Raw genomic sequence first — 21,478 nt, forward strand, 5'->3', positions numbered from 1 at the left:
GGCGCATGAGCACCGCGAAGTCCGCCGGCTCGTCCCAGCCGGGCAGCAGGGCCACCGCCCGATTCGACATCCCCAGGGGGTCCCCCCGGCACGTCGAGCACCGCGTGCCAGACCGCGGCCCGGCCATCACCGGCCGCCTTCGCCGCCCGTACGGCGGTCTCGAGATCACCGGTGGCGGCGGGCGTCGGGCAGCAGCTCCTGGGCGACGGTCTCCCCGATGAGAGGGTGACGGAAGCAGAACCCGCCGTGACCGGTCGGCTGCAGGATCTGGTGGTCGATCGCCTCCTGGAGGGCCTCGTCGAGGGCGTCCGGCGACAGCCCGGTCACCGTGGCGAGCACGTCCGGGTCCACGGACCGGCCGGCGAGAGATGCCGCGCGCACGAGGGCGCGTGCCGCCTCGCCGAGGCGGTCCAGCCGTAGTCGGAGCAGCCGGGCCAGGTCGTGCCCGACGAGCGAGCTGTCACCACCGGCGACGAGTTCCTCGGCGAAGAAGGGGTTGCCGTCCGCCTTCTCGACGATCTCGGTGACCTCGCGTGCGCCCGTGGGCGCCTGGTCGAGTTCGGTGACGAGGCGAGGCATGTGCGCCGACCCGAGGGGTTCGAGGTCGATCCGGGTCACGAGTGGGAGGCGCGTCCAGACGGCCAGCACCTCCTGGAGCGGGTGGGTGCGGTGCAGGTCGTCCCTGCGGTAGGTCACCACGAGGGTCACGGGCGTCGGGAAGCCCCGGGTCAGCAGTGCGTGCACGGCCTCCGCGATGCGCCCGGGATCCGTGTCGAGACCATCGGGCGTGCCGCCGGGTTGTACCGCGGCGAGGGCGCGTGCCGGCGGATCGTCTCCTCCAGCGCCTCCGTGGACCGGGCGATCTCACCGACCACCTCGACGAAGGGGAGCCACGCCAGGGCGGTGCCGCCCGCACCGACGCAGTGACCGGCCACGACGAGACGGCCGGCGTCCTCGGCGGCCGCCGCCAGCTCGGAGTCTCGTCCCACGAGCGGGCGGGAGCGCGGGGCCAGCGGCATGCCCTCCATCATCGCAGCGACAAGCGCTGCAGGAGGCTCGGACGACGGATCCGCTCCGGCTTCGGAGGGCCGACGTGGTCACGCTCGTAGCGGTAGGCGACCTCGGCGGAGACGATGTCGGGTGTGATCATCGGGTTCATCGGGAACTCCTCTCGTGCTGGTGAGTCCCACACTCCGTCGCTGAGGTAGGGCCGCGGATCGGTCAGGTGCCCTATTCAGGGGCTGGGATCCTCACTACGCTTGGTCGATGGACCTGACCTCGACGCTCCCGCTGCCCCCGCTGATGACCGCGGCGGCGCTCGTCGCGCAACGTGTCCTCTCCAGCAGGTCCACACCGTCCCGGCCCACGAGCCTCCTCGGCGGGGTCATCGGCGCCGCCGGAGTCGGCGCGATGGTGGCGGGGGTGGTCCAGTTCCGTTCCAGGGGAACGACGCTCGATCCGAGCAGGCCCGACGGCGCGTCCGTGCTCGTGACCCGCGGGATCTACCGGTACAGCCGCAACCCCATCTACCTCGGTGACGGGCTCGCCCTCCTCGGCTACGCCGCGCACCGGCGCAGCGTGATGGCGGCGATCCCCGCGGCGGCGTGGCTGGTCCTGATGGACGGGATCCAGATCCCCAAGGAGGAGGACGCGCTCGCGACGCGCTTCGGTTCGCGGTACGGCGACTACTCCGCGGTGGTGCGGCGCTGGATCTGAGCAGGGCTCAGGCCAGCGCCCGTCCGGAGGTGGCGGCAGTGGCCCGGTCGTGCAGCTCGACCAGTTCTGCCTGACGGCCCGTCGGCGGTGGTCCGGCGGCGGTGAGCAGCTCGCAGACCGCCGTGTCCCGTCCCGACGTCGCGTAGTGCTCCAGCCATGACCGGGCCGACTGCTCCTGCTCGGCGTCCCAGGGCCAGGCGACGGGGATGCGGGGCATCCCCACGCGGTGGGGCTTCGGCGTCAGTCGTGCCCGGTAGGTCTCGTGCTGCCCGCAGAGCCGCACGTACAGGTCGTCCGAGCCGAGGGCGACGAGGGCCTCCAGGTCCGGGGTCCCGGCCGGGGCGCCGGTGACGAGGACGCGCAGGCCGGCCGCGGTGCGGTAGGTCCGCACTCCCCGGTCCGGGTGTGCCGCCGCCCAAGCATCGATCCGCTGGCGGGCGGCGGTGCCCGGGTCCTCCTCCCTTCGCCGGAAGAGGCCACGACGTCGCGGGCGCGGCAGGTCGACGTCGGCGATCAGCAGGGTGTCGGTGTTGAGGACCTGTGCTCCCATCCGGTTCCGGGTCACGGCTGCGACCAGCCCACCGGAGTCGTCACGGACCTCGTGCAGCACCTCCTCGCGAAGGGGGGAGCGCGGGTAGTAGTCGAACCCCGATCCGCCGCGGGTCAGCTGCTCGACGGCCGCGGACAGCCGGTACCGGGCGCGGGTCGCCGCGTCGGCGGGGGAGTCGAGGGACCACCCCCAGACGCGCAGCGGGAAGCGCCTCCCTTCGTGCTCCACCTGCTCGCTCGCGGGCTGCCAGTGCCTGGGGATCTCACGCATCGGTGCCCTCCGGGACACGGGTGAGGGTGCTCTCGAAGGAGAAGTCCACCTCGACCGGGTCGGTCGCGCCGCTGACCGGGGCCGCGGCCTCGGGTCTCGGGGCGCAGGACAGCGGGATGTGTCCCTCCCCGCAGAGCAGCCCGGAGGTCGCGTCCAGTCCGACCCAGCCGGCTCCGGGCAGGTAGGTCTCGGCCCAGGCGTGCAGGTCGGTGACGTCCTCGCGCCCCTCCTCCGCCAGCTGCACGAGGTACCCGGAGGCGAAACGGGCGGCGAGGCCCAGCCGCCGCAACAGCGAGACGAGCAGCCAGGCGCTGTCCCGGCAGGAGCCGATGCCCTCGGCGAGGGTCTGCGAAGGGGGTTGCACCCCCGGCTCCATCCGCGTCCGGTGGTCGACGTCGGCCCGCACGGCACGGTTGAGTTCGACGAGGAAGTCGATGATCGGAGTCCCGGGCCGCGGTCGCCGGCGCTCGAGCCAGTCGGTGACCAGGTCCGCGTCCGGCCCGTCATCGACCGGCGTCAGGTATGGCCCGAGGTCGCCCCGGAGTGGTTCCGGCCAGGTGAAGGGGACGGTGCTCGCCCAGTCCTCGACGACGAAGTCGAAGGGGTTGACCGGCGTCAGGTCCGTGACGAGGTCGACCGTGAGCTCCAGGTGGTCGCTCGGCCCGGGGAAGAAGAGTCGGGCCGCCCAGCCCCCGAAGGGGTCCTGGTGCCACGTGATGTGGTGCTCGCCCGGGTCGACGGTCAGCGAGTACCCGGAGATCGTGGCGGGGGTGTGCGGCGCCGGGCGCAGCCGGATCGTGTGCGGGTAGATGGTCACCGGGCGGGCGAAGCGGTACGTCGTGCGGTGCCGGAGGGCGACCCGGCGGCTCACTCCTCGTCCACCGAGGACTGCCAGGTGCACACGCAGGCCTCGTTCCCGTCCGCGTCGGCGAGCACCCACCAGGCGGGCGCGAAGGCGTCGGTCACCAGCGTGCCGCCGGCGTCGATCACGTCCTGCACGCGCGCCTCCGCGACGTCGTGCGGGACGTAGACGTCGAGGTGCACGCGGCCCCGCCCCTCGCGGTGCTCGCTCTCCTGGAACCAGATCTCCGGCAGCTGGCCGTCGGGGCTGGGGAGGTCCTCCCCCTTCGCCTCGTGGCCGGTCAGGGCCGCCCAGAAGGGGCGGATCCGCGCGGCGTCCGCGGTGTCGATCCCGACGGTCATGGCGGTCGGCACCTCCGGCGCCATCGTCGCCCCGGCGTCGTAGGCGATCCGGCTGATCTCCCCGGCGAGCTCGATGTCGCGCGAGGTCAGGCCCCCGACGTCGTGGCTGACCAGCCCGAGCCCGACCCAGTTGTAGCGCAGGTCGATGTCCGGGTGGTGGTTCGCCTCGTCGGCCGCCGCGGCGATCTCGGTGACGACCGCCAGCGCCGCCTCGAAGTCGGCGACCTTCACCCGGGTGCGAAGCATGCCGCTCACCTCGCGCCAGTCGCGGGGAGCCTGGGCGTGGACCTCGTCGCTGGTCAGGACCTGCTTGTGGTTGCTCATGTGATCCACGCTATTCCCCTCGGACCCTCGCCCCAAGGGGTCGGGCTGGGTAACCTCCGAGCATGACGGGCGCGGCATTCTTCGACCTGGACCGGACACTGGTGCCTAGGGCCAGCGGGCCGGCACTCTCCGCAGCGATGCGGGAGACCGGCCTGCTCTCGGCGCGGATGCCGGGCGAGGCCCTCGTCTTCGGGTACTTCAACCTGCTCGGCGAGTCGATCGGGTCGATCGCGCTCGCCCGCCAGGCCGTGCTGCTCGCCAAGGGCAGGCCCGCCGATGCCTTCGACGAGGCCGCCGAGCTGGCCGCGGACGTGCTCGAGCCGATGGTCGGGCCCTTCGCCAAGGTCCTCATCGAGGAGCACCAGGCCGCCGGGCGCCCCGTCGTCCTCGCGACCACCACCCCCGAGCACCTCGTCCGCCCGCTCGCGGAGCGGCTGGGAATGGACGACGTCGTCGCCACCCGGTACGAGGTCGGGGAGGAGGGCACCTTCACCGGGCGGACCGACGGGCACTTCGTGTGGTCGATGGGCAAGATCGCGGCCGTGCGGGAGTGGGCGGAGCAGGAGGGGATCGACCTGTGGGAGTCCTTCGCCTACTCCGACTCGGTCTACGACGCCCCGCTGCTGAAGGCCGTCGGGAACCCCGGTGCCGTCAATCCGGACCCGCGCCTCACGGCGCTCGCGATGGCGGCCCGGTGGCCGGTGCTGCACTTCGACGCCTCGCCGGGGGTCTTCAAGATCCCGGTGCTCGGGATGGAGCTGCAGCGGGTGGTCACGCTGCTCGCGCGGCCGGAGGTCTTCCCGTACGCCCGCTTCACCGTCGAGGGCGCCGAGAACGTCCCCACCGACGGGCCGGCCATCCTCGTCGGAAACCACCGCTCGTACTTCGACGTCGCCGCGATGGCGGTGGCGATGGGGCGCACGAGCCGGACCGCGCGCTTCCTCGGGAAGAAGGAGCTCTTCGACGTCCCCGGGATGGGGCAGCTCTTCCGTGCCGGCGGCGGGATCAGCGTCGACCGGTGGGGCGCGGACCCGGACGGTCCGGACGCCTTCGCCTCCGCGAGGCGGTCGCTCTCCGGCGGCGAGCTCGTCGCGATGATGCCGGAGGGCACCATCCCGCGGGGCATCAAGTTCTTCGAGCCGGGCATGGAGGGGTTCAACGGTGCCGCCCGGCTGGCCCACGTGAGCAAGGTGCCGGTCATCCCCTTCGGCATCAGCGGGACCGAGCACGTGTGGCCGCGCTCGGAGCGGCTCCCGCGGATGACCAACCTGCTCTCCCCGCCTCGGGTCACGGTGACCTTCGGCGAGCCGGTGGACCTGAAGTACCGGTCGGTGCCGCGGGACATGGAGCGCATCCTCGATGCGATCCAGGACCTGCTGCCGGAGCACGTGCGTGAGCCCGAGCGGCCGACCCTCGCCGACCTCGCGCTGAGCTATCCCGACGGAGTCGTGCCGGAGGAGGACCGGTGGTTCGCGGTGGACGGGGAGGACGAGTCCTGACGTGGCGGACCACCCCCTGCTGACCGGACTGCTGGACGGCCCGGACCTCGAGGACGCGGTGGTGCTCGGCGACGAGACCCTCGCCACCGACGCGGTGCGAAGGGCGGCGTTCGCCTTCGCGACCATCCTCCCCGACGAGGGGCCGGTCGCCGTCCACGCCGTACCTCGCCCCGAGACCGTGGTCGCCGTGCTCGGCTGCCTGCTCGCCGGGGTGCCGGCGGTGCCGGTGCCGCCGGACGCCGGGCCGGGGGAGGTGCGCCACGTGCTGCGTGACTCCGGCGCCACCGCGTGGGTGGGGCAGCGCCCGGACTGGGTGGGGCTGCCGGTCCTGCCCGTGCAGCTCGATGGGGCCGGTGGCGGGACCGTGGCGCCGCCTCGGGCGGACGCGACCGGCCTGATCCTCTACACCTCCGGCACCACCGGCGCGCCGAAGGGGGTCGAGCTCTCCCAGGGGGCGATCGCCGCCGGTCTGGACGGGCTCGCCGAGGCGTGGCAGTGGAGCCCCGAGGACACGCTGGTGCACGGCCTGCCGCTCTTCCACACCCACGGGCTGGTCCTCGGGGTGCTGGGTCCGCTGCGGAACGGAGCACGGTTGCGGCACACCGGCTCCCCGAAGCCGGAACGGTACGCGGCGACGCCGGGGAGCATGTACTTCGGGGTGCCGACGGTCTGGTCGCGCGTGGCCCGGGACGTCGAGTCCGCGCGGGAGCTGCGCCGCGCCCGGCTCCTCGTGTCCGGCAGCGCGCCGCTGCCGGCACCGGTCTTCGACGCCGTCCGTGAGCTGACCGGACTGGCGCCGATCGAGCGCTACGGGATGACCGAGACCATGATCACGCTGAGCGCCCGGGCTGACGGCGAGCGCCGCCCGGGGTGGGTGGGGCTGCCGGTCGATGGCGCGCAGACCCGCATCCGCGACGAGTCCGGAGGCGCGGTACCGGCCGACGGGGAGTCGATGGGGCGCCTCGAGGTGCGCGGCCCGATGCTCTTCTCCGGGTACCTCGGGCGACCGCGGACGAGCGCGGACTCGTTCACCTCGGACGGGTGGTTCGTCACCGGCGACCTCGCGGCGCGTGATGCGCAGGGCTTCCACCGGATCGTCGGGCGGGAGTCGGTCGACCTCATCAAGTCCGGCGGCTACCGCCTCGGCGCCGGCGAGGTCGAGACCTCGCTGCTGGCCCGCCCCGAGGTCGCCGAGGTGGCCGTCGTCGGGGAGTCGGACCCCGACCTGGGGCAACGGGTCGTGGCCTGGGTCGTGCCCGACGGCCCGGGTGGCGACGCGGTGGCCGAGCGGCTCGTCGCGCACGTCGCCGAGGAGCTGTCGTGGCACAAGCGCCCGCGTGAGGTGCGTTTCGTGGAGTCCCTGCCGCGCAATGCGATGGGGAAGGTGCAGAAGAAGCAGCTGGGGTAGCCGAAGGCTCTTGACAGCAAAGGTCCTACCTCTGCTACTTTTCAGAGGTAGGACCACTGGAGCAAGGGAGGCGAGCATGCAGACCAACGGCACCACGCCGTCGTTCACTGCGGTGAAGTCTGAGCGCGCCTACCGTCAGGTGGTCGGGCAGTTCCAGGCGCAGCTGCGGGCAGGCAACCTCCAGCCGGGGGACAAGCTGCCTCCCGAGCGGGAGATGGCCCTGCAGTTCGGCGTCGGTCGCAACTCGATCCGGGAGGCGCTGCGGGAGCTCCACCTCCTCGGCCTCGTCGACAGCCGGCACGGCGAGGGGACGTTCGTCGCGGCGCCGAGTCCGGAGACCATCGCCATGCCCTTCCGTGCCGTCATCGAGCTCTCCAGCACGGCCTCGGACTCCGTCATGGAGTTTCGTCGCACCGTCGAGCCGGGGGTCGCCGCCCTGGCGGCCAAGAACCTCACGGACGAGGGGGCGGAGCTCCTCCGCGCGGCGCTCGTCGACTTCGAGGAGGCGGTCCGGGAGCACCGTCCCGACGTGGAGAGCGTCGACGCGCGCTTCCACCTCATGACCGGGCGCGTGACGGGCAATCCCACGGTCATCGGTGTGCACTCGGCGCTGTACTCGCTGATGAAGGACTTCCGCAGTCACCTCGACCGCTCCAGCTACGAGCCCACGGACCGTGTCGTGGCCGGTCACCGCAGGATCTTCGACGCCATCGTCGCGCGTGACGAGCGCCTGGCCGCCAATGCCATGCGGGACCACCTCGACGACGTCACCGACGCCATCAACTAGACGATCCCCCACCCAGTCAGAGCAAGGAGGCTCTCATGGAGTTAAAGGTAGGGTCACCGGACCTTGAGCCCGGTGATGATGCGACCTACGCCCGAGCGGGGTTCGGTGGAGGCTTTGCGAAGGGGGAGCGACCCGCTGTCGTCGTGGTCGACTTCGCCCGGGGGTTCACCGACCCTGCGTCGCCGACGGGGTCGGACATGACGACGGCGATCGAGCACACCAACCGCCTCATCGAGGCCGCACGCACGGCCGGGTGCCCCGTGGTGTTCACGACGATCGCCTACGACCCGGGGACTCCCGAGGTCACGTGGCTGCGGAAGGCCCGCGGGATGGCCGGCCTCACGGTGGGTTCGCCGTCGGTGCAGATCGACCCGCGGTGCCTTCGTGAGCCCCATGACCCGGTCATCGTGAAGGAGCACGCGTCCGCCTTCTTCGGGACCGCGCTGCTCTCGCTGCTCGTGTCCCACGGCGCGGACACGCTCATCGTGTGCGGCGCGACGACGAGCGGGTGCGTGCGTGCGACCGCGGTGGACTCGGTGTCCGCCGGGTTCCCCACCCTCGTGCCCACCGAGTGCGTGGCCGACCGGGCGCAGGCGCCACACGACGCGAGTCTCTTCGACCTGCAGGAGAAGTACGCGGACGTGGAACCCGTCGACGACCTCATCGCCTATCTCGGCAGCCTCACGGAAGGACAGTCCTCATGACCCCGGACCATGTCGGGCGGCCCAGCTTCGCCCGGGAGTCGCCCCACCGCATCGGGATGATCGTGCCCAGCTCGAACACGACCATGGAGACCGAGGTGCCTCGTCTCATGGAGGCGGTCGCGGAGCCGCACACGTTCCACTCCAGCCGGGCGCGGCTGCACACCGTCGACGCCGAGTCGCTGTCGGCCATGGTCGCGGACGGTGACCGTTGTGCCGCAGAGCTGGCCGATGCCGCCGTCGACGTCATCGGGTACGCCTGCCTGGTCGCTGTCATGACGCAGGGACCGGGGGCCCACGAGAGGATCGAGGACCACCTCAGCGAGATCGTCCGGGCGAACGGTTCCGAGGCACGGGTGGTCAGCAGCGCCGGTGCGCTCGTGCGGACCCTGCGTTCCCTGGGCACGTCGAAGGTGGCGCTCGTCGCCCCCTACGTCCCGAGCCTGACCAGGACCGTCATCGACTACCTCGAGGGATACGGCGTGGACACGGTCGACTGGGTCACCCTCGCCGTGGAGGACAACTGCGACGTGGGACGTCTCGACGCCGAGTCCCTCCTCGACCACGTACGCGGGCTCGACCTGACCGGCGCGGAAGGGATCGTCCTGTCGGCATGCGTGCAGATGCCCTCGCTTCCAGCCGTGGAGCGGGTCGAGGCGGAGACGGGCCTGCCCGTCGTCAGCGCGGCGACCGCGACCACCCGGGAGATCATCCAGGCCCTGGGACTGGCGCTGCAGGAGACCGTGGGTGGCAGTGCCCTGCGCCGCGTGGAGACGGTGCGGGCATGACCGGCGTCAGGGAGCAGATCCTGGACCGGGCGAAGAGCCGCGTGGTGGCAGCCAACGGGCTGCGCCACCGAGTGCTCACATTTGCCGGAGGTGAGCGAGAGCTCGTGTTCGTGCCGGGGATCACGAGCCCGGCGGAAACGGCCGAGTTCCTGGCGGAGGCGCTCCCCCAGTTCACCGTGCACGTGCCCGACCTGAGGGGCCGCGGTCGCACGGACCGCCCACCGGCCGGCGCCTACACCATGAACCACTACCGGAAGGACCTCGCCGGGATCATCGCGTCGCTCGAGCTCGACGACCCGATCGTCGTCGGTCACTCCCTGGGCGCTCGGATCGTCGCTGACTGGACGGCATCGGAGTCGTGGACCGGCGCCCCCGTCGTCCTCGTCGACCCACCGCTCTCCGGCCCGGGTCGCCCCTATCCGATGAGCGCGCGATCCTTCGCGCGTCAGCTCTCCGAGGCCAGGGAGGGGACCACCGCCGAGAAGGTCCGCCAGTACTTCCCCGCGTGGCCGGAGCGAGAGCTCCGGCTGCGCGCCGAGCTCCTGCACGAGTGCGACGAGACCGCGGTGCTCGAGACCCACCGCGGCTTCGAGGAGGAGGAGTTCCTTCCCACCTGGGCGCGGGTACGCGGCTGCCTCGGACTGATCCGCGGTGGGAACAGCCCCGTGGTGACACCCGACGACGTCGCGGAGCTGGAGCGGAGGAACCCGGGCGTCCCGGTGATCGGGGTCGCCGACGCCGGCCACATGGTGCCCTGGGACAACCTGCCCGGGTTCGTCGTCGCCCTTCGCTCCCTCGTCACCGACGAGACCGATGAAAACCACTCACACGAGAGGACAGCTCCATGACGAACCTGCAATCGATGGATATGCTCGCCGCCTTTCGGCAGCAGCTCCAGCTCTCCCGGGTCACGAAGGGGGAGCACGTCATCCTCCTGGCCGAGCCGGGGAGCAGAAGCGACTACGTCGAGGCGGCATTCGGCGCCGCCATCTCCCTCGGGGCCCACGTCATGTCCGTGACGGTGCCGTCGGGGATCCCCGCTCCGACGCCGGCCACGCACACCGGCTCCGGACCCGGTCTGGTGTCGGTCCTGGAGGACACGGTGGCCCAGGAGCTGCTCGCGAAGGCGGACCTCGTCCTCGACCTCACGCGAGAGGGCTTCATCCACGCCCCCGTCCAGCAGGAGATCCTCCAAGCAGGCACACGGATCCTCTTCGTCTGCGACGCACCGGACGTCCTGACCCGCAACATGCCCCGGGCGGAGGACAAGGACGACGTGCTCGCCGCGGTCGACGCGGTGCGCTCCGCCACGGAGATGACCGTCACCTCCAGGCACGGCACCGACCTGCGTGCGGACCTGACCGACTGTCACCCCGGCTACCAGACCGGTTTTGCCGACGATCCGGGACGATGGGACCACTGGCCCTCCAAGATGTGCCTCTTCTGGCCCGAGGCGCCGACCGGGCGCATCGTCCTGGCTCCCGGCGACATCCTGCTGCCCTTCAAGGAGTACGTCCGCGAGGAAGTCGTGCTCGAGGTCGACGAGGGGCACATCGAGTCGATCCGCGGGGGCGCCGACGCTCGCACGTTGGAGACCTTCATGGCCGACTGCGACGACACGTGGGCCAGGTACACCTCCCACATGGGGTGGGGCCTGATGAAGAGCGCGGACTGGTTCGCGACGGCGATGTACGGCAAGCACGAGATCATGGGCATGGAGGCCAGGGCATTCGCCGGAAACTTCCTCTGGTCGACCGGACCGCAGCCGTTCCTCGGTCGTGACTCCCACGCCCACCTGGACATCGCCATGCGTGACTGCACCGTGGCGCTCGACGGCCGCACGGTTGTCGCCGACGGGGCCCTGGCGGCCCGAGAGGGATGAACATGAGCGAACAGACGAACATCGACGTGGTCGTCGCCGGTGGCGGAATCGGAGGACTGGCCACGGCCGCTGCCCTGAGGTTGCACGGCTGCCGGGTCACCGTCCTCGAGCAGGCCCCACGACTCGGCGAGATCGGTGCCGGGCTGCAGATCGGGCCCAACGCCTCCCGCATCCTCTATCGGCTCGGCATGGGCGAGGGACTGGACGCGGCGGCGCTGGTCGTCGAGGAGTCCGTCCGTCGCCGCTGGAGCACGGGCGAGATCCTGACGAAGACCACGCTGGGGACACAGGCTCGGCACAAGTTCGGAGCTCCCTATCTCCACCTCCACCGGGCCGACCTCCACCAGATCCTCCTGGAGGGAGCCACCCGGGCAGACGGCCCGGGTGAGCCGGTCACCGTGGAGATCGCCACTCGGGTCGTGGGAGTCGATGACGCCGGAACGGCCCGTCCCACGGTCCGCACGGAGGACGGTCGGGTCTTCCCCGCGGACGTCGTCATCGGAGCCGACGGCATCAACTCGGCCGTGCGTGGCGCAGTCGATGCGCCCTCGGCGATCGTGCAGAGCGGGGACATGGCCTACCGGACCCTCATCCCGGCCGAGCCGGTCCTCCAGGACCCCGCCACGCGATGGATCTTCGACTGGCCGGCCGCGAACTTCTGGCTCGGCCACCAGCGTCACGTCGTCATGTACCCGGTGCGGGACATGAGCTTCGTCAACGTCGTCGCCGTCGTGCCGGTCACCGAGCACGTGCGCGCCGAGGACCGGGCGCTGGTCCCGGCCGAGGAGATGCGACGTCAGTACGACGGGTGGGACCCCCGACTGACTCGGTTGCTCGCCTGCTCCGAGGAGCAGGTCATGGCATGGGCGCTGAACTACCAGGACCCCTTCAGCCGGTGGAGCAGCGGGCACGTGGCCCTTCTCGGCGACGCCTGCCACTCGATGCTTCCCTACTTCTCCCAGGGGGCGTCCCAGGCGATCGAGGACGGGGCCGTCGTCGCGGAGGAGCTCGCGAAGGCGGTACGAGGCGAGCAGTTCATCGACGAGGCCCTGCTGCACTACAGCGACCGTCGCGCCGAGAGGGCAGCGGTGGTCCAGCAGGGCGCCGTGGGCAATCGGCAGCTCTTCCACCTCCCCGACGGGCCCGACCAACGGGACCGCGACCGGCGGTTCCGGGAGAACCACAAGGAGTCGAACGTGTCCTTCGACTGGATCTACTCCGGCACCCCCCTCGAGGACGATGCGTCGCTGCTGACGGCGTAGAGAAGTCGGATCGACAAAGGAGTCGTGATGAGCATCATTCGCAGAAGGAGATCATCCTTCGTCGCCGTCGGGGCCGCCGTCGCCTTGTTGGGGGCGTCGGCCTGCTCCAGCAACGCACCGGCCGTGGGGGAGGACGGAGAGCCGATCGTGCGCTTCTCCGGCCTCCCCGACCCCGCCCCACTTCCGGTGATCGTCATGCAGGAGGAGGGGTTGGACGAGAAGTACGGGTTCGAGGCCGACTTCGTGGAGATCGACCCGGACGTCTCGACGACCTCGTTCCTCATGGGAGAGAGCGACATCGCGGTCGACCAGGATGCCGTGTCCTCCTCGATCGCGAACAACCAGGGCCATGACGTCGTCTCCTTCTACCCCGCACTGGCCAACACGGCGTCGATCGTGGCAGCGCCGGGTAGTGGCATCACCGGGCCCGAAGACCTCGTGGGGAAGCGGGTCGGCCACTTCGGCATGGACTCGGGGACGACCCAGGCGCTGAGCGTGTCACTGAAGCGGGCCCACGACATCGATGTCTCCGACTTCGAGCTCGTGCAGTCCGCTCCGGCTTCCCTGCCGCAACTCCTGGCCAGCGGCGAGGTCGACGCGATCTTCGACTACGAGCCGTACAGCGCCAATGCCATCAAGCTCACCGGCGGTGAGTACGTCTTCCAAGTCACTCCCTACTGGGAGAAGGCGACGGGGTGGTCGCCGGCACTCGCGATGCTGACAGCACGCCGGGACTGGCTCGCCGACAACCCGGATCTGTCGCGCGACGTCCTCAAGGCGTGGAAGGAGGCCGAGGCGCTGGTCGCCGACTCCGACTACACGATGTTCCTCGAAGAGCCCTACGCGAGCTTCCTCGATCGCGACTCCAAGGAGGAGCTGCGCACCCTGGCCGACTACTGCGACCGGCTGGAGTGCTACACGGCCAGCTGGGACACGTCTGACGTCAAGAAGCAGAACGCCTACCTCGACCGGATGGTCGACCAGGGCATGCTCGAGGCCGTCCCGAAGAACGAGCCGACGGCGACGCTGGAGCAGGTGGTGGGCCCATGACGACCCTCTCGCTCCCCTCGACAGCTGCTCGGTCGAACCGGTCCGATCCGCGCCGGAGACGCCGACGCATCCAGGCCCTGCTGTCCGCCACGGGCTTCTTCTCCCTCCTGCTCGCGTGGTGGCTCCTCGGCGACGCAACCAGGTTCCTTCCCGGGATCGGGGAGGTGCTGCGCACCTTCCCCGAGTTCCTCTCCAGCACCCTCGTCTGGCGGGAGGTGTGGGTGACGACGATCCGCGTCGTCGGATCCTTGGCCCTCGCCTTCGTCCTGGCCGGCGCGGTCGCCATGATCATGGTCCGCAGCCGGTTCTGGGGCCGGGTGCTCTCGGCATACGTGGCCGTGGCCACCGCAGTGCCCAGCACGATCCTTGCCCTGATCGCACTCTTCATCTTCCGCAAGTCCGATGCCGGCGTGATCTTCGTCGTGGTCGTGACGACACTGCCCTTCATCACCGTGCTGCTGCACGAGGGACTGCTGGCCACGAGTGCCTCGCTCTCGGAGATGAGCACGGTCTACCGGATCCGCGGGGTGGACCTGGTGCGGCACGTGCTGCTGCCGCAGGTCACCCCCTACGCGTTCACCGCTCTGCGCAACGAGTACGCCCACGCGTGGAAGGTCGTCGTCCTCGCGGAGCTCTTCATCATCAACAGCGGGATGGGTTGGCAGTTCTCCCAGGCCTTCGACCGGTTCCAGCTGGTCCCGGTCATGCACTGGCTGCTGGTCTTCATGCTCCTGCTGCTGGCCACCGAGTATCTGATCATTCGCCCGCTCGAAGCGCGGGTGCTCCGTTGGAAGGACAAGTCATGACTGTGCAGGACGCAGGCTCCATCACCAGGGAAGAAGCACTCGTCACCGTCGACGACGTCTCGATCGGGTACTCCGAGAAGGTCGCCGTGGAGAAGGTCGACCTGTCGGTGCAGCCCGGTGAGTTCGTGTCGATCATCGGCCCGAGTGGCTGCGGCAAGTCCACCTTGCTCCACCTGTTGTCGGGTCTGAACGAACCGCTGCGTGGCCGTGTCTCCGTGCGCGGAGTCGACTCCACCGGCTCGATGGGAGGTGCGCTGAAGGTCGGCTACGTCTTCCAGGACCACCGGTTGCTGCCCTGGCGCACCGTCGCCCAGAACCTCGACATCGCGATGAAGAATGCCGCCGTGCCCCAGGAGGAGTGGGCGCAGCGACGGTCCCGTTACCTCTCCCTCCTGCGGGTCGCCGACCACGAGGGCTCCTTCCCGCTCCGCCTCTCGGGTGGTCAGCGGCAGCGCGTGTCGATCGCCCGGGCGATGGCCGTGAGCCCGGACATCGTCCTCATGGACGAGCCCTTCAGCGGGCTGGACGAGGTGACCGCGCGGTCGATCCGTCGGGAGCTCGACGCATCCAGGCAGCGCCAGGACCCGGCCACGGTCTTCGTGACCCACTCCATCCGGGAGGCGCTCTACCTGTCCGACCGGGTGGTGATGCTCAGCCGCGGTCCCGCGCACGTCATCAAGGAGATCGTCGTGGACATCCCCAGGCCACGGGCCTACGACGACGAGACGATCGTCGATCTGGAGAAGACGATCGTCGACGAGGTGCTCGAGCAGTGGGAGGACACTGCCGTCCCGGCGCCGGCAGGGGGCACGGCATGACGGCGTTGCCGGCTGGAGCCGGCCGCGGCATTGGTCGAGGGGCCCTGCGGACGGGGAGCGCATGGGCCGTGGCCGTGCTGCTCGCGCTGGTCGCGTGGGAGACGTTGAGTCACTTCACCCAGCCATGGGTCCCGTCCCTCGCGGAGGTGGCGAGGAGCACCGGAGACGTTCTCACGAGCTCGGGCACCGTGGCCGAGGCCGCGGTCACCCTGCGCAGGGTGGCGCTCGTGACTGCGGGGTCGATCCTCATCGGGGTCGCGCTCGGTGTGCTCGCCGGCTTCTCCTGGCAGGTTCGGGCGCTCGTTCGTCCGGTGCTCGTCATCGGCCTGGCCATCCCCGACCTCGTGTACCTGATCATGGCGACACTCGTCCTCGGCGCGGCCGAGTCCTCGGGAGTCGTTGCCATGACGATCGCGATCATCCCGCTGGTGACCAACGCCGTACAGGGGTCCGTCCTCTCGAGGGATGCGGGCCTGGACGAGATGGCCAGGACATACCGGTTCACCGGGGTGGACTATGCGCGACACGTCGTCCTCGAGCAGCTCAAGCCAGCCCTGGCGGCAGCCGTCAAGACGGGGTTCGCCTTCTCCTGGAAGCTCATCGTGCTCATGGAGGCACTGACGATGCCCGACGGTGTCGGGGCGCGCATCTACGAGGGATTCCGCTACCTGCGGCCCCAGGACATGCTGGCCTGGGCGCTGGTCTTCATCGTGGTGATGAAGCTCGTGGAACCGTTGTTGGTGCTGCCGTTCCGGTCCAAGCGGTACTGACCGACGCGTGGGTCAGACCGCGACGGTCCAGGCGTCGTAGGCGTAGACCCAGTCGGCGTTCCCGCCCTCCTTGAGCCACTCGTTGCCGCGGGAGCCGACCTGGATCTGCGCAGTGCGCTCCCGCCGGAGGTCCTCGTACCGGCGCAACCCGTCGGGCGAACCGTGTGCGGCCAGGTTCCGCGCGAGCACGACGGCGTCCTCGATGGCCTGCCCCGCCCCCTGGGCCATGAAGGGCATCATCGGGTGGGCTGCGTCACCGAGGAGGGTCATGCCCCCTTCGCCCCAGGTGGTGAGCGGGTCCCGGACGTACAGCGCCGAGATGAGGACGTCGTCGCAGGCCTCGAGGAGGGCGCGGGCGTCCTCGTGGAAGTCCCCATAGGCCGCCCGCACGTCCTCGATGCGGCCCGGTGTCGTCCAGGACTCCTCGGACCACGCCTCCCGGCCCTCGGTGGCGAAGACGAAGGTCTCCTCGCCCCGGGTGAGCGGGAAGGTGACGATCTGGGTGTAGCGGTCCTTCCCCCAGAACTTGGTGAAGCAGTCGATGTCCGGAAGGTCGGCGACCCGCTCCGTGGGGACGACCCCGCGGTAGGCGACGGTCCCGGTGAACTCGGGGTGCTCCGCACCGAGGATGCTGCGCCGGACGGCCGAGTGGATCCCGTCCGCGCCGACGACGACGTCCGCCTCCTCGCTGCTGCCGTCGGCGAAACGCAGGGTGACACCGGAGTCGGTCGCCTCGCAGCCCTCGAGGGCATGCCCCAGTCGGACGGTGTCTTCCCCGACCGCGCCCTCGAGCGCAGTCATCAGATCGGCGCGGTGGATGGTCAGCTGCGGTGCGCCGTAGGCCTCCTCGGCGGCATCCGACATCGGCAGGCGCGAGGTCACCTCGCCGGTGTAGCCGTCGCGGCTGATGCGAAAGCGGGGCCGAGCGGCCTCGGCGCGGAGTGCCTCCCCGACCCCCAGCGGGTCGAGGGCGCGCACGGCGTTGGGGGTGAGGTTGATGTCGGCCCCGACCCGTCCGAAGGTCGGCGTCTTCTCGTGGACGGTGGCGTCCAGTCCCTCCCTGCGCAGCGCGAGGGCAAGTGTCAGCCCTCCGATGCCGCCACCGATGATCGCGATTCGCATGAGGCTTCTCCTTCGGACAGACGTCGTCGTCGCATCTCTTGACTCTCGGGTGCTGGCCCCGGCGAAGCCCCTGACCGCCCTCCCGGGCGGCTGGTCCGGGCCGTCCACCGCACTGCTGTCGGCGATGGGCCGTGCCTCTTGACCGTCGGGCCTCGATGCTCCACGATAACTTATAAGCAAATAGTTGAGCACAAAGATGTGACCGAAGGGACCCCCGATGAAGACGACTCGCATGGTGGCAGCCGCCGGAGCAGTGAGTGTGGCCCTGGCGTTGGCAGGTTGCGGTGGCGAGAGCGACGCGACCGCCGAGACCGACGGCACCCTGGAGAAGACGGATGTGACGGTCGGCTCGCTGCCGCTCGCGGACTACGCCGCCCTCTACTGGGCCAAGGAGAAGGGCTTCTTCGAGGACGAGGGCCTGAACGTGACCATCAAGCCGGTCCAGGGTGGCCCTGCCGGCATCCAGAAGGCCGTCTCCGGTGAGTTGGACTTCACCAACTCGACCCCCTTCGGCACGGCCATGGCGGTCGACTCGGGACTCCCGATCCGCTCGGTCGTGCTGACGAGCGCGCTGGCGGACAACGGCCTGGGCGTCTTCGTGCCCAAGTCCTCGCCGATCAAGGACATCAAGGACCTCGACGGCAAGTCGCTCGGTATCAACACGACGAAGAACATGGGGGACATCACCTTCAACAACCTCGTCGAGAGCAAGGGCCTCGATGTGAAGCCGAAGTGGGTCGAGGTCCCCTTCTCCGAGATGATCAGCGGGGTCAAGGCGAAGTCGATCGACGCCGGCTACATGCCCGAGCCCTTCATGTCGGGTGCCCGTGACGCCGGCCTGCGCCAGGTCGCCGACCTCACCGACGGGCCCAACAAGGGACTGGCGGGGTCGACGTACGTGGCCGGTCAGAAGTTCCTCGACGACAACCCCGACACGGCGGCGGCCTTCGCGCGAGCGATGTACAAGGCCGGCGGCGACCTCGAGAAGCACGAGGACGAGGCACGCGACTGGCTGCCGACCATCGCCGAGCTGGACGAGTCCGTTGCGAAGAACATGCCGCTGCCGACGTACTACGGCGCCATGGACAAGGAGGCCTACACCAAGGCCGTCGACATCCTCAAGGACCAGAACCTCGTCAAGGACGACCTGGACGTCGACTCGACGCTCTGGGCCGCCAAGAAGTGAGCGAGTCCTCGAAACGGAGGTCCGGATGAAACTCATCCACGAACCCATGGACGGGCGCCGCCAGGCAGTCCTCGGCGTTCTCGGCGTCGTCGGGGTGGCCGCGGTGGTCGAGCTGCTCATGCGCACCGTCGTCACGAAGCCCGGCCTGCCCGTCCCGAGCCGCATCGTCGGCAGCCTCGGAGAGCTCTTCTCCGACGGGACCTTCTGGGAGGCCGTGGGCTTCACCATGGCCGAGTGGATGATCGCGCTGCTGATGGCGACGGTCGTCGGGGTCCTCGTCGGTGCCGCCATGGGCGCGTCCACGGCTGCGAAGATCACCTTCACCCTGCCGGTCGAGGCCTTCCGGGTGCTCCCGTCGATCGCCCTCGGCCCCATCCTCGTGCTCCTGCTGGGCAACGGGATGCTGCCGCTGTCGATCACCGTCGCGCTGGCCTGTGTCTGGCCCATCCTGCTCAACACCATGTACGCGGTGCAGGGTGCCGACACGACCGCCATCCAGACCGCCGAGTCCTTCGGGCTCACCCGGGTGCAGGTCGTGCGGCGGGTCATCGTGCCGAGCGCCCTGCCCTTCGCCTTCACCGGGGTGCGGGTGGCGGCCTCGATCGGTCTGATCGTCGCCGTGTCGGCGGAGCTCCTCGTCGGTGGTGGCAGCGGGATCGGCGGATACATCCTCGTCGGGAGCGCCAACGCCACCAATCTCGACCTCGTCTATGCCGCGACGCTCGTGGCCGGCGTGCTGGGCGTGCTCGTCTCGCTCGCGATGTCCGCCGTCGACGTCGTCGTCTTCGACTGGAAGAAGGGACTGGCCCAGTGACCACCCAAGAGCTTCGTCCCCAGGTCGGGCATCGGGCCGCAGCGCCGCCCCGGCGCCGGATCGGGCTGACCCTGCCGACGCGGATCGGGCTGCGCCTCCTCGTCCCGGCACTGATCATCGCGGCCTGGTGGGGGCTGTCCCTGTCGACCACCAACGGCTACTTCGTCCCCAGTCCCCTCGAGTCCCTGCGGGCCGCCGGCTCGATGTTCCTCTCGAGCGATCCGACGCACGGCTTCCTCGGGGACGCGACCTTCACCCACTTCGTCCCGAGCGTGGGCCGCGCGCTGGCCGGCCTCGGCCTGGCGATCGTCATCGGTGTCGTCACCGGGGTGCTGCTCGGGATCTTCCCGCTGCTGCACGCCCTCCTGCAGCCGCTCGTCCACGTCGGCCGGTCACTGCCCAGTCCCGCCCTGCTCGGTGTCTTCTTCCTGCTCTTCGGCGTCGGGGACTCGCCGAAGATCTTCCTCATCGCCTTCAGCGTGGTCTGGCCGATCCTGTTCAACACCATCGACGGCGTGATGTCGGTGGGGGAGATCCGCTCGCAGGCGGCCGCCGTGTACCGGATCCCCGCCCGGTTGGTGCTGACGCACATCGTGCTGCCGGGAGCCTCGCCGAAGATCTTCGCCGGCATCCGTACGGCGATGTCCATGTCCCTGATCATCATGATCATCTCCGAGCTGCAGAAGTCCGACAACGGGCTGGGATACATGCTCGTCTCGACCCAACGCGACTTCGACTACCCCGGCTTCTTCGCCGTGCTCATCGTGCTCGCCGTGCTCGGCGTGGTCATGAACTTCATCTTCCTGCAGATCGAGCGCCGGGTCCTGTCCTGGCACCGAGGAGCGACAGCACAAAATGACTGACACGACCACCGCACCCGAGTCCAGCGGCGCCCCGGAGCTGCAGCTGGACCATGTGTCCAAGGCCTACGGGAGCAACCTCGCGGTCCGCTCCATCACGGCCGGCATCCCCGCCCACAAGGTCTCCGTCATCGTCGGCCCGTCCGGCTGCGGCAAGTCGACCCTGCTGCGCATCATCAGCGGTCTCGACGAGCCCACCGAAGGGAGCGTGAGCTTCGAGGGGAGGCCGGTCACCGGCGTGCCCGAGGGGCTGGCCATGGTCTTCCAGGACTACTCCCGTTCCCTGTACCCGTGGATGCGGGTCGACAAGAACGTCGCCTTCCCGCTCTCCAAGGTGCCCAAGGCCGAGCGGGAGCGTCGGGTGGCCGAGGCACTCGAGGCGGTCGGGCTGAAGGACCGCACCCACCTGTACCCGTGGCAGATGTCGGGCGGAATGCAGCAGCGCGTGGCGATCGCCCGCGCCCTCGCCTCGCAGCCGAAGCTGCTCGTCATGGACGAGCCCTATGCCTCCGTGGACGCGCAGACCCGGGCGGACCTGGAGGACCTGCTGCTGCGGATCCAGCGCGAGCTGGGCATCACGGTCCTCGTGGTGACCCACGACATCGACGAGAGCGTCTACCTGGCAGACCACATCATCGTGCTGTCGACGCCGCCGAGCGTCGTCGCCGAGACGATCGACGTCGACCTGCCCCACCCCCGCGACCAGATCACGACGAAGACCGACCCGCGCTTCGTCGAGATCCGCGGTCACGTGACGCGGCTGCTGCGTCACCGTGCCCTGCAGGCGGTCGAGGACGTGTCGTGAACCGCCGTGTCGCCGTCGTCGGCCACGGGGTGATCGGCGCCCGGGTGGCGCGGGAGCTCTCCCGCGGCCGCGTGCCCGGTGCCGACCTCGTGGGCGTCGTCGTTCGCCGGGAGCCGGTGGAGCCGCCAGGCCCGCTGCTCACCCTCGAGCAGGCGCTGGAGGAGGCGGACCTCGTCGTCGAGTGCGCCGGCCAGCCGGTCGTGCACGAGCTCGTCGACCCGGTGCTCTCCCGGGGGGCCGACCTCGTCATCGCCTCGGTCGGTGCGCTGCTCGACGAGCGCCTCGGACGACGTCTGGGCACCCTCGGTCCCGGTCGACTGCTCGCGACCCACGGCGCGGTCGGTGGTCTCGACCTGCTCGCCTCCGCGGCCAGGTCCGGTGGTCTCGAGTCGGTCCACGTGCGCACGACCAAGACGGCCCCCGCGCTCGTGCGGGACTGGATGTCGGTCGACGAGGTCCGTCGCATCACCGAGGCCACGGCGCCCGTGTGCGTCTTCTCCGGGCGGCCGGGGGAGGCCGCTCGCCTCTTCCCCGACTCGCTGAACGTCGTCGCCGGCGTGGCGACCGCGATCGGGTCGACCGAGCACGTGAGCGTCGACCTCGTCGGCGACCCGGGTGCCACCCGCACGACGCACGAGATCACCGCGAGCGGGGACATCGGCGACTACAGCTTCGTCATCCGCAACCGCCCGAGCGAGCAGAACCCCCGCACGAGCGCGGTCACCGCATGGTCCGTGCTGCAGACGATCGCGTCACTGACCGAGCGCGCACCCCTGATCGCCTGAGCCCTCACGGGTCCCCCGGTGAAGAAGCCTTGACAGAAAATATCTTTGCACTCAGACTTATGCCAACGACGG

25 protein-coding genes are annotated in these 21,478 nt (G+C 70.2%); 18 read left to right on the forward strand and 7 right to left on the reverse strand.

Going from position 1 to position 21,478, the window contains the following annotated elements:
- Positions 1 to 165 precede the first annotated feature (165 nt).
- The 3 genes from JCO01S_RS05625 to JCO01S_RS16360 are packed head-to-tail and all read right to left on the reverse strand — an operon-like array spanning position 166 to position 1,159.
- Positions 166 to 744: a hypothetical protein gene (locus tag JCO01S_RS05625; RefSeq protein ID WP_068252071.1), complete on the reverse strand. Its 579-nt coding sequence runs from the start codon at positions 742 to 744 to the stop codon at positions 166 to 168.
- Positions 729 to 1,019, reverse strand: coding sequence for a hypothetical protein (locus JCO01S_RS05630; protein WP_068252073.1), 291 nt, complete (start codon positions 1,017 to 1,019; stop codon positions 729 to 731). The genes JCO01S_RS05625 and JCO01S_RS05630 overlap by 16 nt, the downstream gene beginning before the upstream one ends.
- Positions 1,020 to 1,027: 8 nt before the next feature.
- Entirely contained in the window at positions 1,028 to 1,159 is a 132-nt protein-coding gene (locus JCO01S_RS16360) for a hypothetical protein (protein ID WP_281189177.1), read from the reverse strand.
- Positions 1,160 to 1,266: 107 nt separating this feature from the next.
- Between JCO01S_RS16360 and JCO01S_RS05635 the strand changes: the two genes are divergently transcribed.
- A complete protein-coding gene (locus JCO01S_RS05635; RefSeq protein WP_068252075.1) occupies positions 1,267 to 1,716 on the forward strand; it encodes a methyltransferase family protein in 450 nt (149 codons plus the stop codon).
- A gap of 7 nt (positions 1,717 to 1,723) precedes the next feature.
- Here the strand turns inward: JCO01S_RS05635 and JCO01S_RS05640 are convergent, their stop codons facing one another.
- The 3 genes from JCO01S_RS05640 to JCO01S_RS05650 are packed head-to-tail and all read right to left on the reverse strand — an operon-like array spanning position 1,724 to position 4,063.
- Positions 1,724 to 2,536: a hypothetical protein gene (locus JCO01S_RS05640; protein ID WP_068252078.1), complete on the reverse strand. Its 813-nt coding sequence runs from the start codon at positions 2,534 to 2,536 to the stop codon at positions 1,724 to 1,726.
- Positions 2,529 to 3,437, reverse strand: coding sequence for a transglutaminase family protein (locus JCO01S_RS05645; RefSeq protein ID WP_218002226.1), 909 nt, complete (start codon positions 3,435 to 3,437; stop codon positions 2,529 to 2,531). Before JCO01S_RS05645 ends, JCO01S_RS05640 begins: the two co-directional genes overlap by 8 nt.
- On the reverse strand, positions 3,404 to 4,063 hold the full coding sequence (locus JCO01S_RS05650) for a 4a-hydroxytetrahydrobiopterin dehydratase (RefSeq protein WP_084342665.1): 660 nt from the start codon (positions 4,061 to 4,063) through the stop codon (positions 3,404 to 3,406). The genes JCO01S_RS05645 and JCO01S_RS05650 overlap by 34 nt, the downstream gene beginning before the upstream one ends.
- A 62-nt stretch (positions 4,064 to 4,125) precedes the next feature.
- Here JCO01S_RS05650 and JCO01S_RS05655 point away from each other — a divergent pair, with 62 nt between their 5' ends.
- The 12 genes from JCO01S_RS05655 (at position 4,126) to JCO01S_RS05710 (ending at position 15,834) form a co-directional block, all read left to right on the forward strand.
- Positions 4,126 to 5,562: an HAD-IB family hydrolase gene (locus JCO01S_RS05655; RefSeq protein ID WP_068252084.1), complete on the forward strand. Its 1,437-nt coding sequence runs from the start codon at positions 4,126 to 4,128 to the stop codon at positions 5,560 to 5,562.
- Position 5,563: 1 nt separating this feature from the next.
- A complete protein-coding gene (locus tag JCO01S_RS05660; RefSeq protein ID WP_068252086.1) occupies positions 5,564 to 6,970 on the forward strand; it encodes an acyl-CoA synthetase in 1,407 nt (468 codons plus the stop codon).
- Between the two features lie 76 nt (positions 6,971 to 7,046).
- Positions 7,047 to 7,757, forward strand: coding sequence for a FadR/GntR family transcriptional regulator (locus JCO01S_RS05665; protein WP_068252089.1), 711 nt, complete (start codon positions 7,047 to 7,049; stop codon positions 7,755 to 7,757).
- A gap of 35 nt (positions 7,758 to 7,792) precedes the next feature.
- Complete coding sequence (locus JCO01S_RS05670; RefSeq protein ID WP_068252092.1) at positions 7,793 to 8,461, forward strand: isochorismatase family protein; 669 nt, start codon at positions 7,793 to 7,795, stop codon at positions 8,459 to 8,461.
- Positions 8,458 to 9,246: a maleate cis-trans isomerase family protein gene (locus tag JCO01S_RS05675; protein ID WP_068252095.1), complete on the forward strand. Its 789-nt coding sequence runs from the start codon at positions 8,458 to 8,460 to the stop codon at positions 9,244 to 9,246. The genes JCO01S_RS05670 and JCO01S_RS05675 overlap by 4 nt, the downstream gene beginning before the upstream one ends.
- Positions 9,243 to 10,094, forward strand: a complete 852-nt coding sequence (locus JCO01S_RS05680; protein WP_068252097.1) for an alpha/beta fold hydrolase — start codon at positions 9,243 to 9,245, stop codon at positions 10,092 to 10,094. Before JCO01S_RS05675 ends, JCO01S_RS05680 begins: the two co-directional genes overlap by 4 nt.
- The gene (locus tag JCO01S_RS05685) at positions 10,091 to 11,128 is read left to right on the forward strand and encodes a 2,5-dihydroxypyridine 5,6-dioxygenase NicX family protein (RefSeq protein WP_068252100.1); all 1,038 of its coding nucleotides are present in this window, start codon (positions 10,091 to 10,093) and stop codon (positions 11,126 to 11,128) included. The genes JCO01S_RS05680 and JCO01S_RS05685 overlap by 4 nt, the downstream gene beginning before the upstream one ends.
- 2 nt (positions 11,129 to 11,130) lie before the next feature.
- Positions 11,131 to 12,390, forward strand: a complete 1,260-nt coding sequence (locus JCO01S_RS05690; protein WP_218002227.1) for an FAD-dependent monooxygenase — start codon at positions 11,131 to 11,133, stop codon at positions 12,388 to 12,390.
- A gap of 27 nt (positions 12,391 to 12,417) precedes the next feature.
- Positions 12,418 to 13,440: an ABC transporter substrate-binding protein gene (locus JCO01S_RS05695; protein WP_084342667.1), complete on the forward strand. Its 1,023-nt coding sequence runs from the start codon at positions 12,418 to 12,420 to the stop codon at positions 13,438 to 13,440.
- Positions 13,437 to 14,246, forward strand: a complete 810-nt coding sequence (locus JCO01S_RS05700; protein WP_068252106.1) for an ABC transporter permease — start codon at positions 13,437 to 13,439, stop codon at positions 14,244 to 14,246. Before JCO01S_RS05695 ends, JCO01S_RS05700 begins: the two co-directional genes overlap by 4 nt.
- Complete coding sequence (locus JCO01S_RS05705) at positions 14,243 to 15,064, forward strand: ABC transporter ATP-binding protein (RefSeq protein ID WP_084342668.1); 822 nt, start codon at positions 14,243 to 14,245, stop codon at positions 15,062 to 15,064. Before JCO01S_RS05700 ends, JCO01S_RS05705 begins: the two co-directional genes overlap by 4 nt.
- Positions 15,065 to 15,132: 68 nt before the next feature.
- Positions 15,133 to 15,834, forward strand: a complete 702-nt coding sequence (locus JCO01S_RS05710; RefSeq protein ID WP_068252115.1) for an ABC transporter permease — start codon at positions 15,133 to 15,135, stop codon at positions 15,832 to 15,834.
- 12 nt (positions 15,835 to 15,846) lie between these two features.
- Here JCO01S_RS05710 and JCO01S_RS05715 read toward each other — a convergent pair whose 3' ends face one another.
- Positions 15,847 to 16,956: an FAD-dependent monooxygenase gene (locus JCO01S_RS05715; protein WP_068252119.1), complete on the reverse strand. Its 1,110-nt coding sequence runs from the start codon at positions 16,954 to 16,956 to the stop codon at positions 15,847 to 15,849.
- Between the two features lie 217 nt (positions 16,957 to 17,173).
- On the opposite strand from JCO01S_RS05715, the gene JCO01S_RS05720 reads away from it, so the two are divergent.
- The 5 genes from JCO01S_RS05720 to JCO01S_RS05740 are packed head-to-tail and all read left to right on the forward strand — an operon-like array spanning position 17,174 to position 21,406.
- On the forward strand, positions 17,174 to 18,142 hold the full coding sequence (locus JCO01S_RS05720; RefSeq protein ID WP_068252123.1) for an ABC transporter substrate-binding protein: 969 nt from the start codon (positions 17,174 to 17,176) through the stop codon (positions 18,140 to 18,142).
- Between the two features lie 25 nt (positions 18,143 to 18,167).
- Positions 18,168 to 18,956, forward strand: a complete 789-nt coding sequence (locus tag JCO01S_RS05725) for an ABC transporter permease (protein WP_068252126.1) — start codon at positions 18,168 to 18,170, stop codon at positions 18,954 to 18,956.
- The gene (locus tag JCO01S_RS05730) at positions 18,953 to 19,819 is read left to right on the forward strand and encodes an ABC transporter permease (RefSeq protein WP_245634340.1); all 867 of its coding nucleotides are present in this window, start codon (positions 18,953 to 18,955) and stop codon (positions 19,817 to 19,819) included. The genes JCO01S_RS05725 and JCO01S_RS05730 overlap by 4 nt, the downstream gene beginning before the upstream one ends.
- Positions 19,812 to 20,621 carry an ABC transporter ATP-binding protein gene (locus tag JCO01S_RS05735; RefSeq protein ID WP_068252129.1) on the forward strand — a complete coding sequence of 270 codons (810 nt, stop codon included), beginning with the start codon at positions 19,812 to 19,814 and terminating at the stop codon, positions 20,619 to 20,621. The genes JCO01S_RS05730 and JCO01S_RS05735 overlap by 8 nt, the downstream gene beginning before the upstream one ends.
- A complete protein-coding gene (locus JCO01S_RS05740; RefSeq protein WP_068252132.1) occupies positions 20,618 to 21,406 on the forward strand; it encodes an aspartate dehydrogenase domain-containing protein in 789 nt (262 codons plus the stop codon). The genes JCO01S_RS05735 and JCO01S_RS05740 overlap by 4 nt, the downstream gene beginning before the upstream one ends.
- Positions 21,407 to 21,478 lie beyond the last annotated feature (72 nt).

The organism is Janibacter corallicola NBRC 107790 (genome assembly GCF_001570965.1).
Classification (GTDB): domain Bacteria; phylum Actinomycetota; class Actinomycetes; order Actinomycetales; family Dermatophilaceae; genus Janibacter; species Janibacter corallicola.

Excerpts from the sequence above, each read along its gene's own strand:
- JCO01S_RS05630 (WP_068252073.1), bottom strand. The coding sequence starts at position 1,019 with ATGCCGCTGGCCCCGCGCTCCCGCCCGCTCGTGGGACGAGACTCCGAG.
- JCO01S_RS16360 (WP_281189177.1), bottom strand. The coding sequence starts at position 1,159 with ATGAACCCGATGATCACACCCGACATCGTCTCCGCCGAGGTCGCCTAC.
- JCO01S_RS05635 (WP_068252075.1), top strand. The coding sequence starts at position 1,267 with ATGGACCTGACCTCGACGCTCCCGCTGCCCCCGCTGATGACCGCGGCG.
- JCO01S_RS05640 (WP_068252078.1), bottom strand. The coding sequence starts at position 2,536 with ATGCGTGAGATCCCCAGGCACTGGCAGCCCGCGAGCGAGCAGGTGGAG.
- JCO01S_RS05650 (WP_084342665.1), bottom strand. The coding sequence starts at position 4,063 with ATGAGCAACCACAAGCAGGTCCTGACCAGCGACGAGGTCCACGCCCAG.
- JCO01S_RS05655 (WP_068252084.1), top strand. The coding sequence starts at position 4,126 with ATGACGGGCGCGGCATTCTTCGACCTGGACCGGACACTGGTGCCTAGG.
- JCO01S_RS05665 (WP_068252089.1), top strand. The coding sequence starts at position 7,047 with ATGCAGACCAACGGCACCACGCCGTCGTTCACTGCGGTGAAGTCTGAG.
- JCO01S_RS05670 (WP_068252092.1), top strand. The coding sequence starts at position 7,793 with ATGGAGTTAAAGGTAGGGTCACCGGACCTTGAGCCCGGTGATGATGCG.
- JCO01S_RS05675 (WP_068252095.1), top strand. The coding sequence starts at position 8,458 with ATGACCCCGGACCATGTCGGGCGGCCCAGCTTCGCCCGGGAGTCGCCC.
- JCO01S_RS05680 (WP_068252097.1), top strand. The coding sequence starts at position 9,243 with ATGACCGGCGTCAGGGAGCAGATCCTGGACCGGGCGAAGAGCCGCGTG.
- JCO01S_RS05685 (WP_068252100.1), top strand. The coding sequence starts at position 10,091 with ATGACGAACCTGCAATCGATGGATATGCTCGCCGCCTTTCGGCAGCAG.
- JCO01S_RS05690 (WP_218002227.1), top strand. The coding sequence starts at position 11,131 with ATGAGCGAACAGACGAACATCGACGTGGTCGTCGCCGGTGGCGGAATC.
- JCO01S_RS05695 (WP_084342667.1), top strand. The coding sequence starts at position 12,418 with ATGAGCATCATTCGCAGAAGGAGATCATCCTTCGTCGCCGTCGGGGCC.
- JCO01S_RS05700 (WP_068252106.1), top strand. The coding sequence starts at position 13,437 with ATGACGACCCTCTCGCTCCCCTCGACAGCTGCTCGGTCGAACCGGTCC.
- JCO01S_RS05705 (WP_084342668.1), top strand. The coding sequence starts at position 14,243 with ATGACTGTGCAGGACGCAGGCTCCATCACCAGGGAAGAAGCACTCGTC.
- JCO01S_RS05715 (WP_068252119.1), bottom strand. The coding sequence starts at position 16,956 with ATGCGAATCGCGATCATCGGTGGCGGCATCGGAGGGCTGACACTTGCC.
- JCO01S_RS05720 (WP_068252123.1), top strand. The coding sequence starts at position 17,174 with ATGAAGACGACTCGCATGGTGGCAGCCGCCGGAGCAGTGAGTGTGGCC.
- JCO01S_RS05725 (WP_068252126.1), top strand. The coding sequence starts at position 18,168 with ATGAAACTCATCCACGAACCCATGGACGGGCGCCGCCAGGCAGTCCTC.
- JCO01S_RS05735 (WP_068252129.1), top strand. The coding sequence starts at position 19,812 with ATGACTGACACGACCACCGCACCCGAGTCCAGCGGCGCCCCGGAGCTG.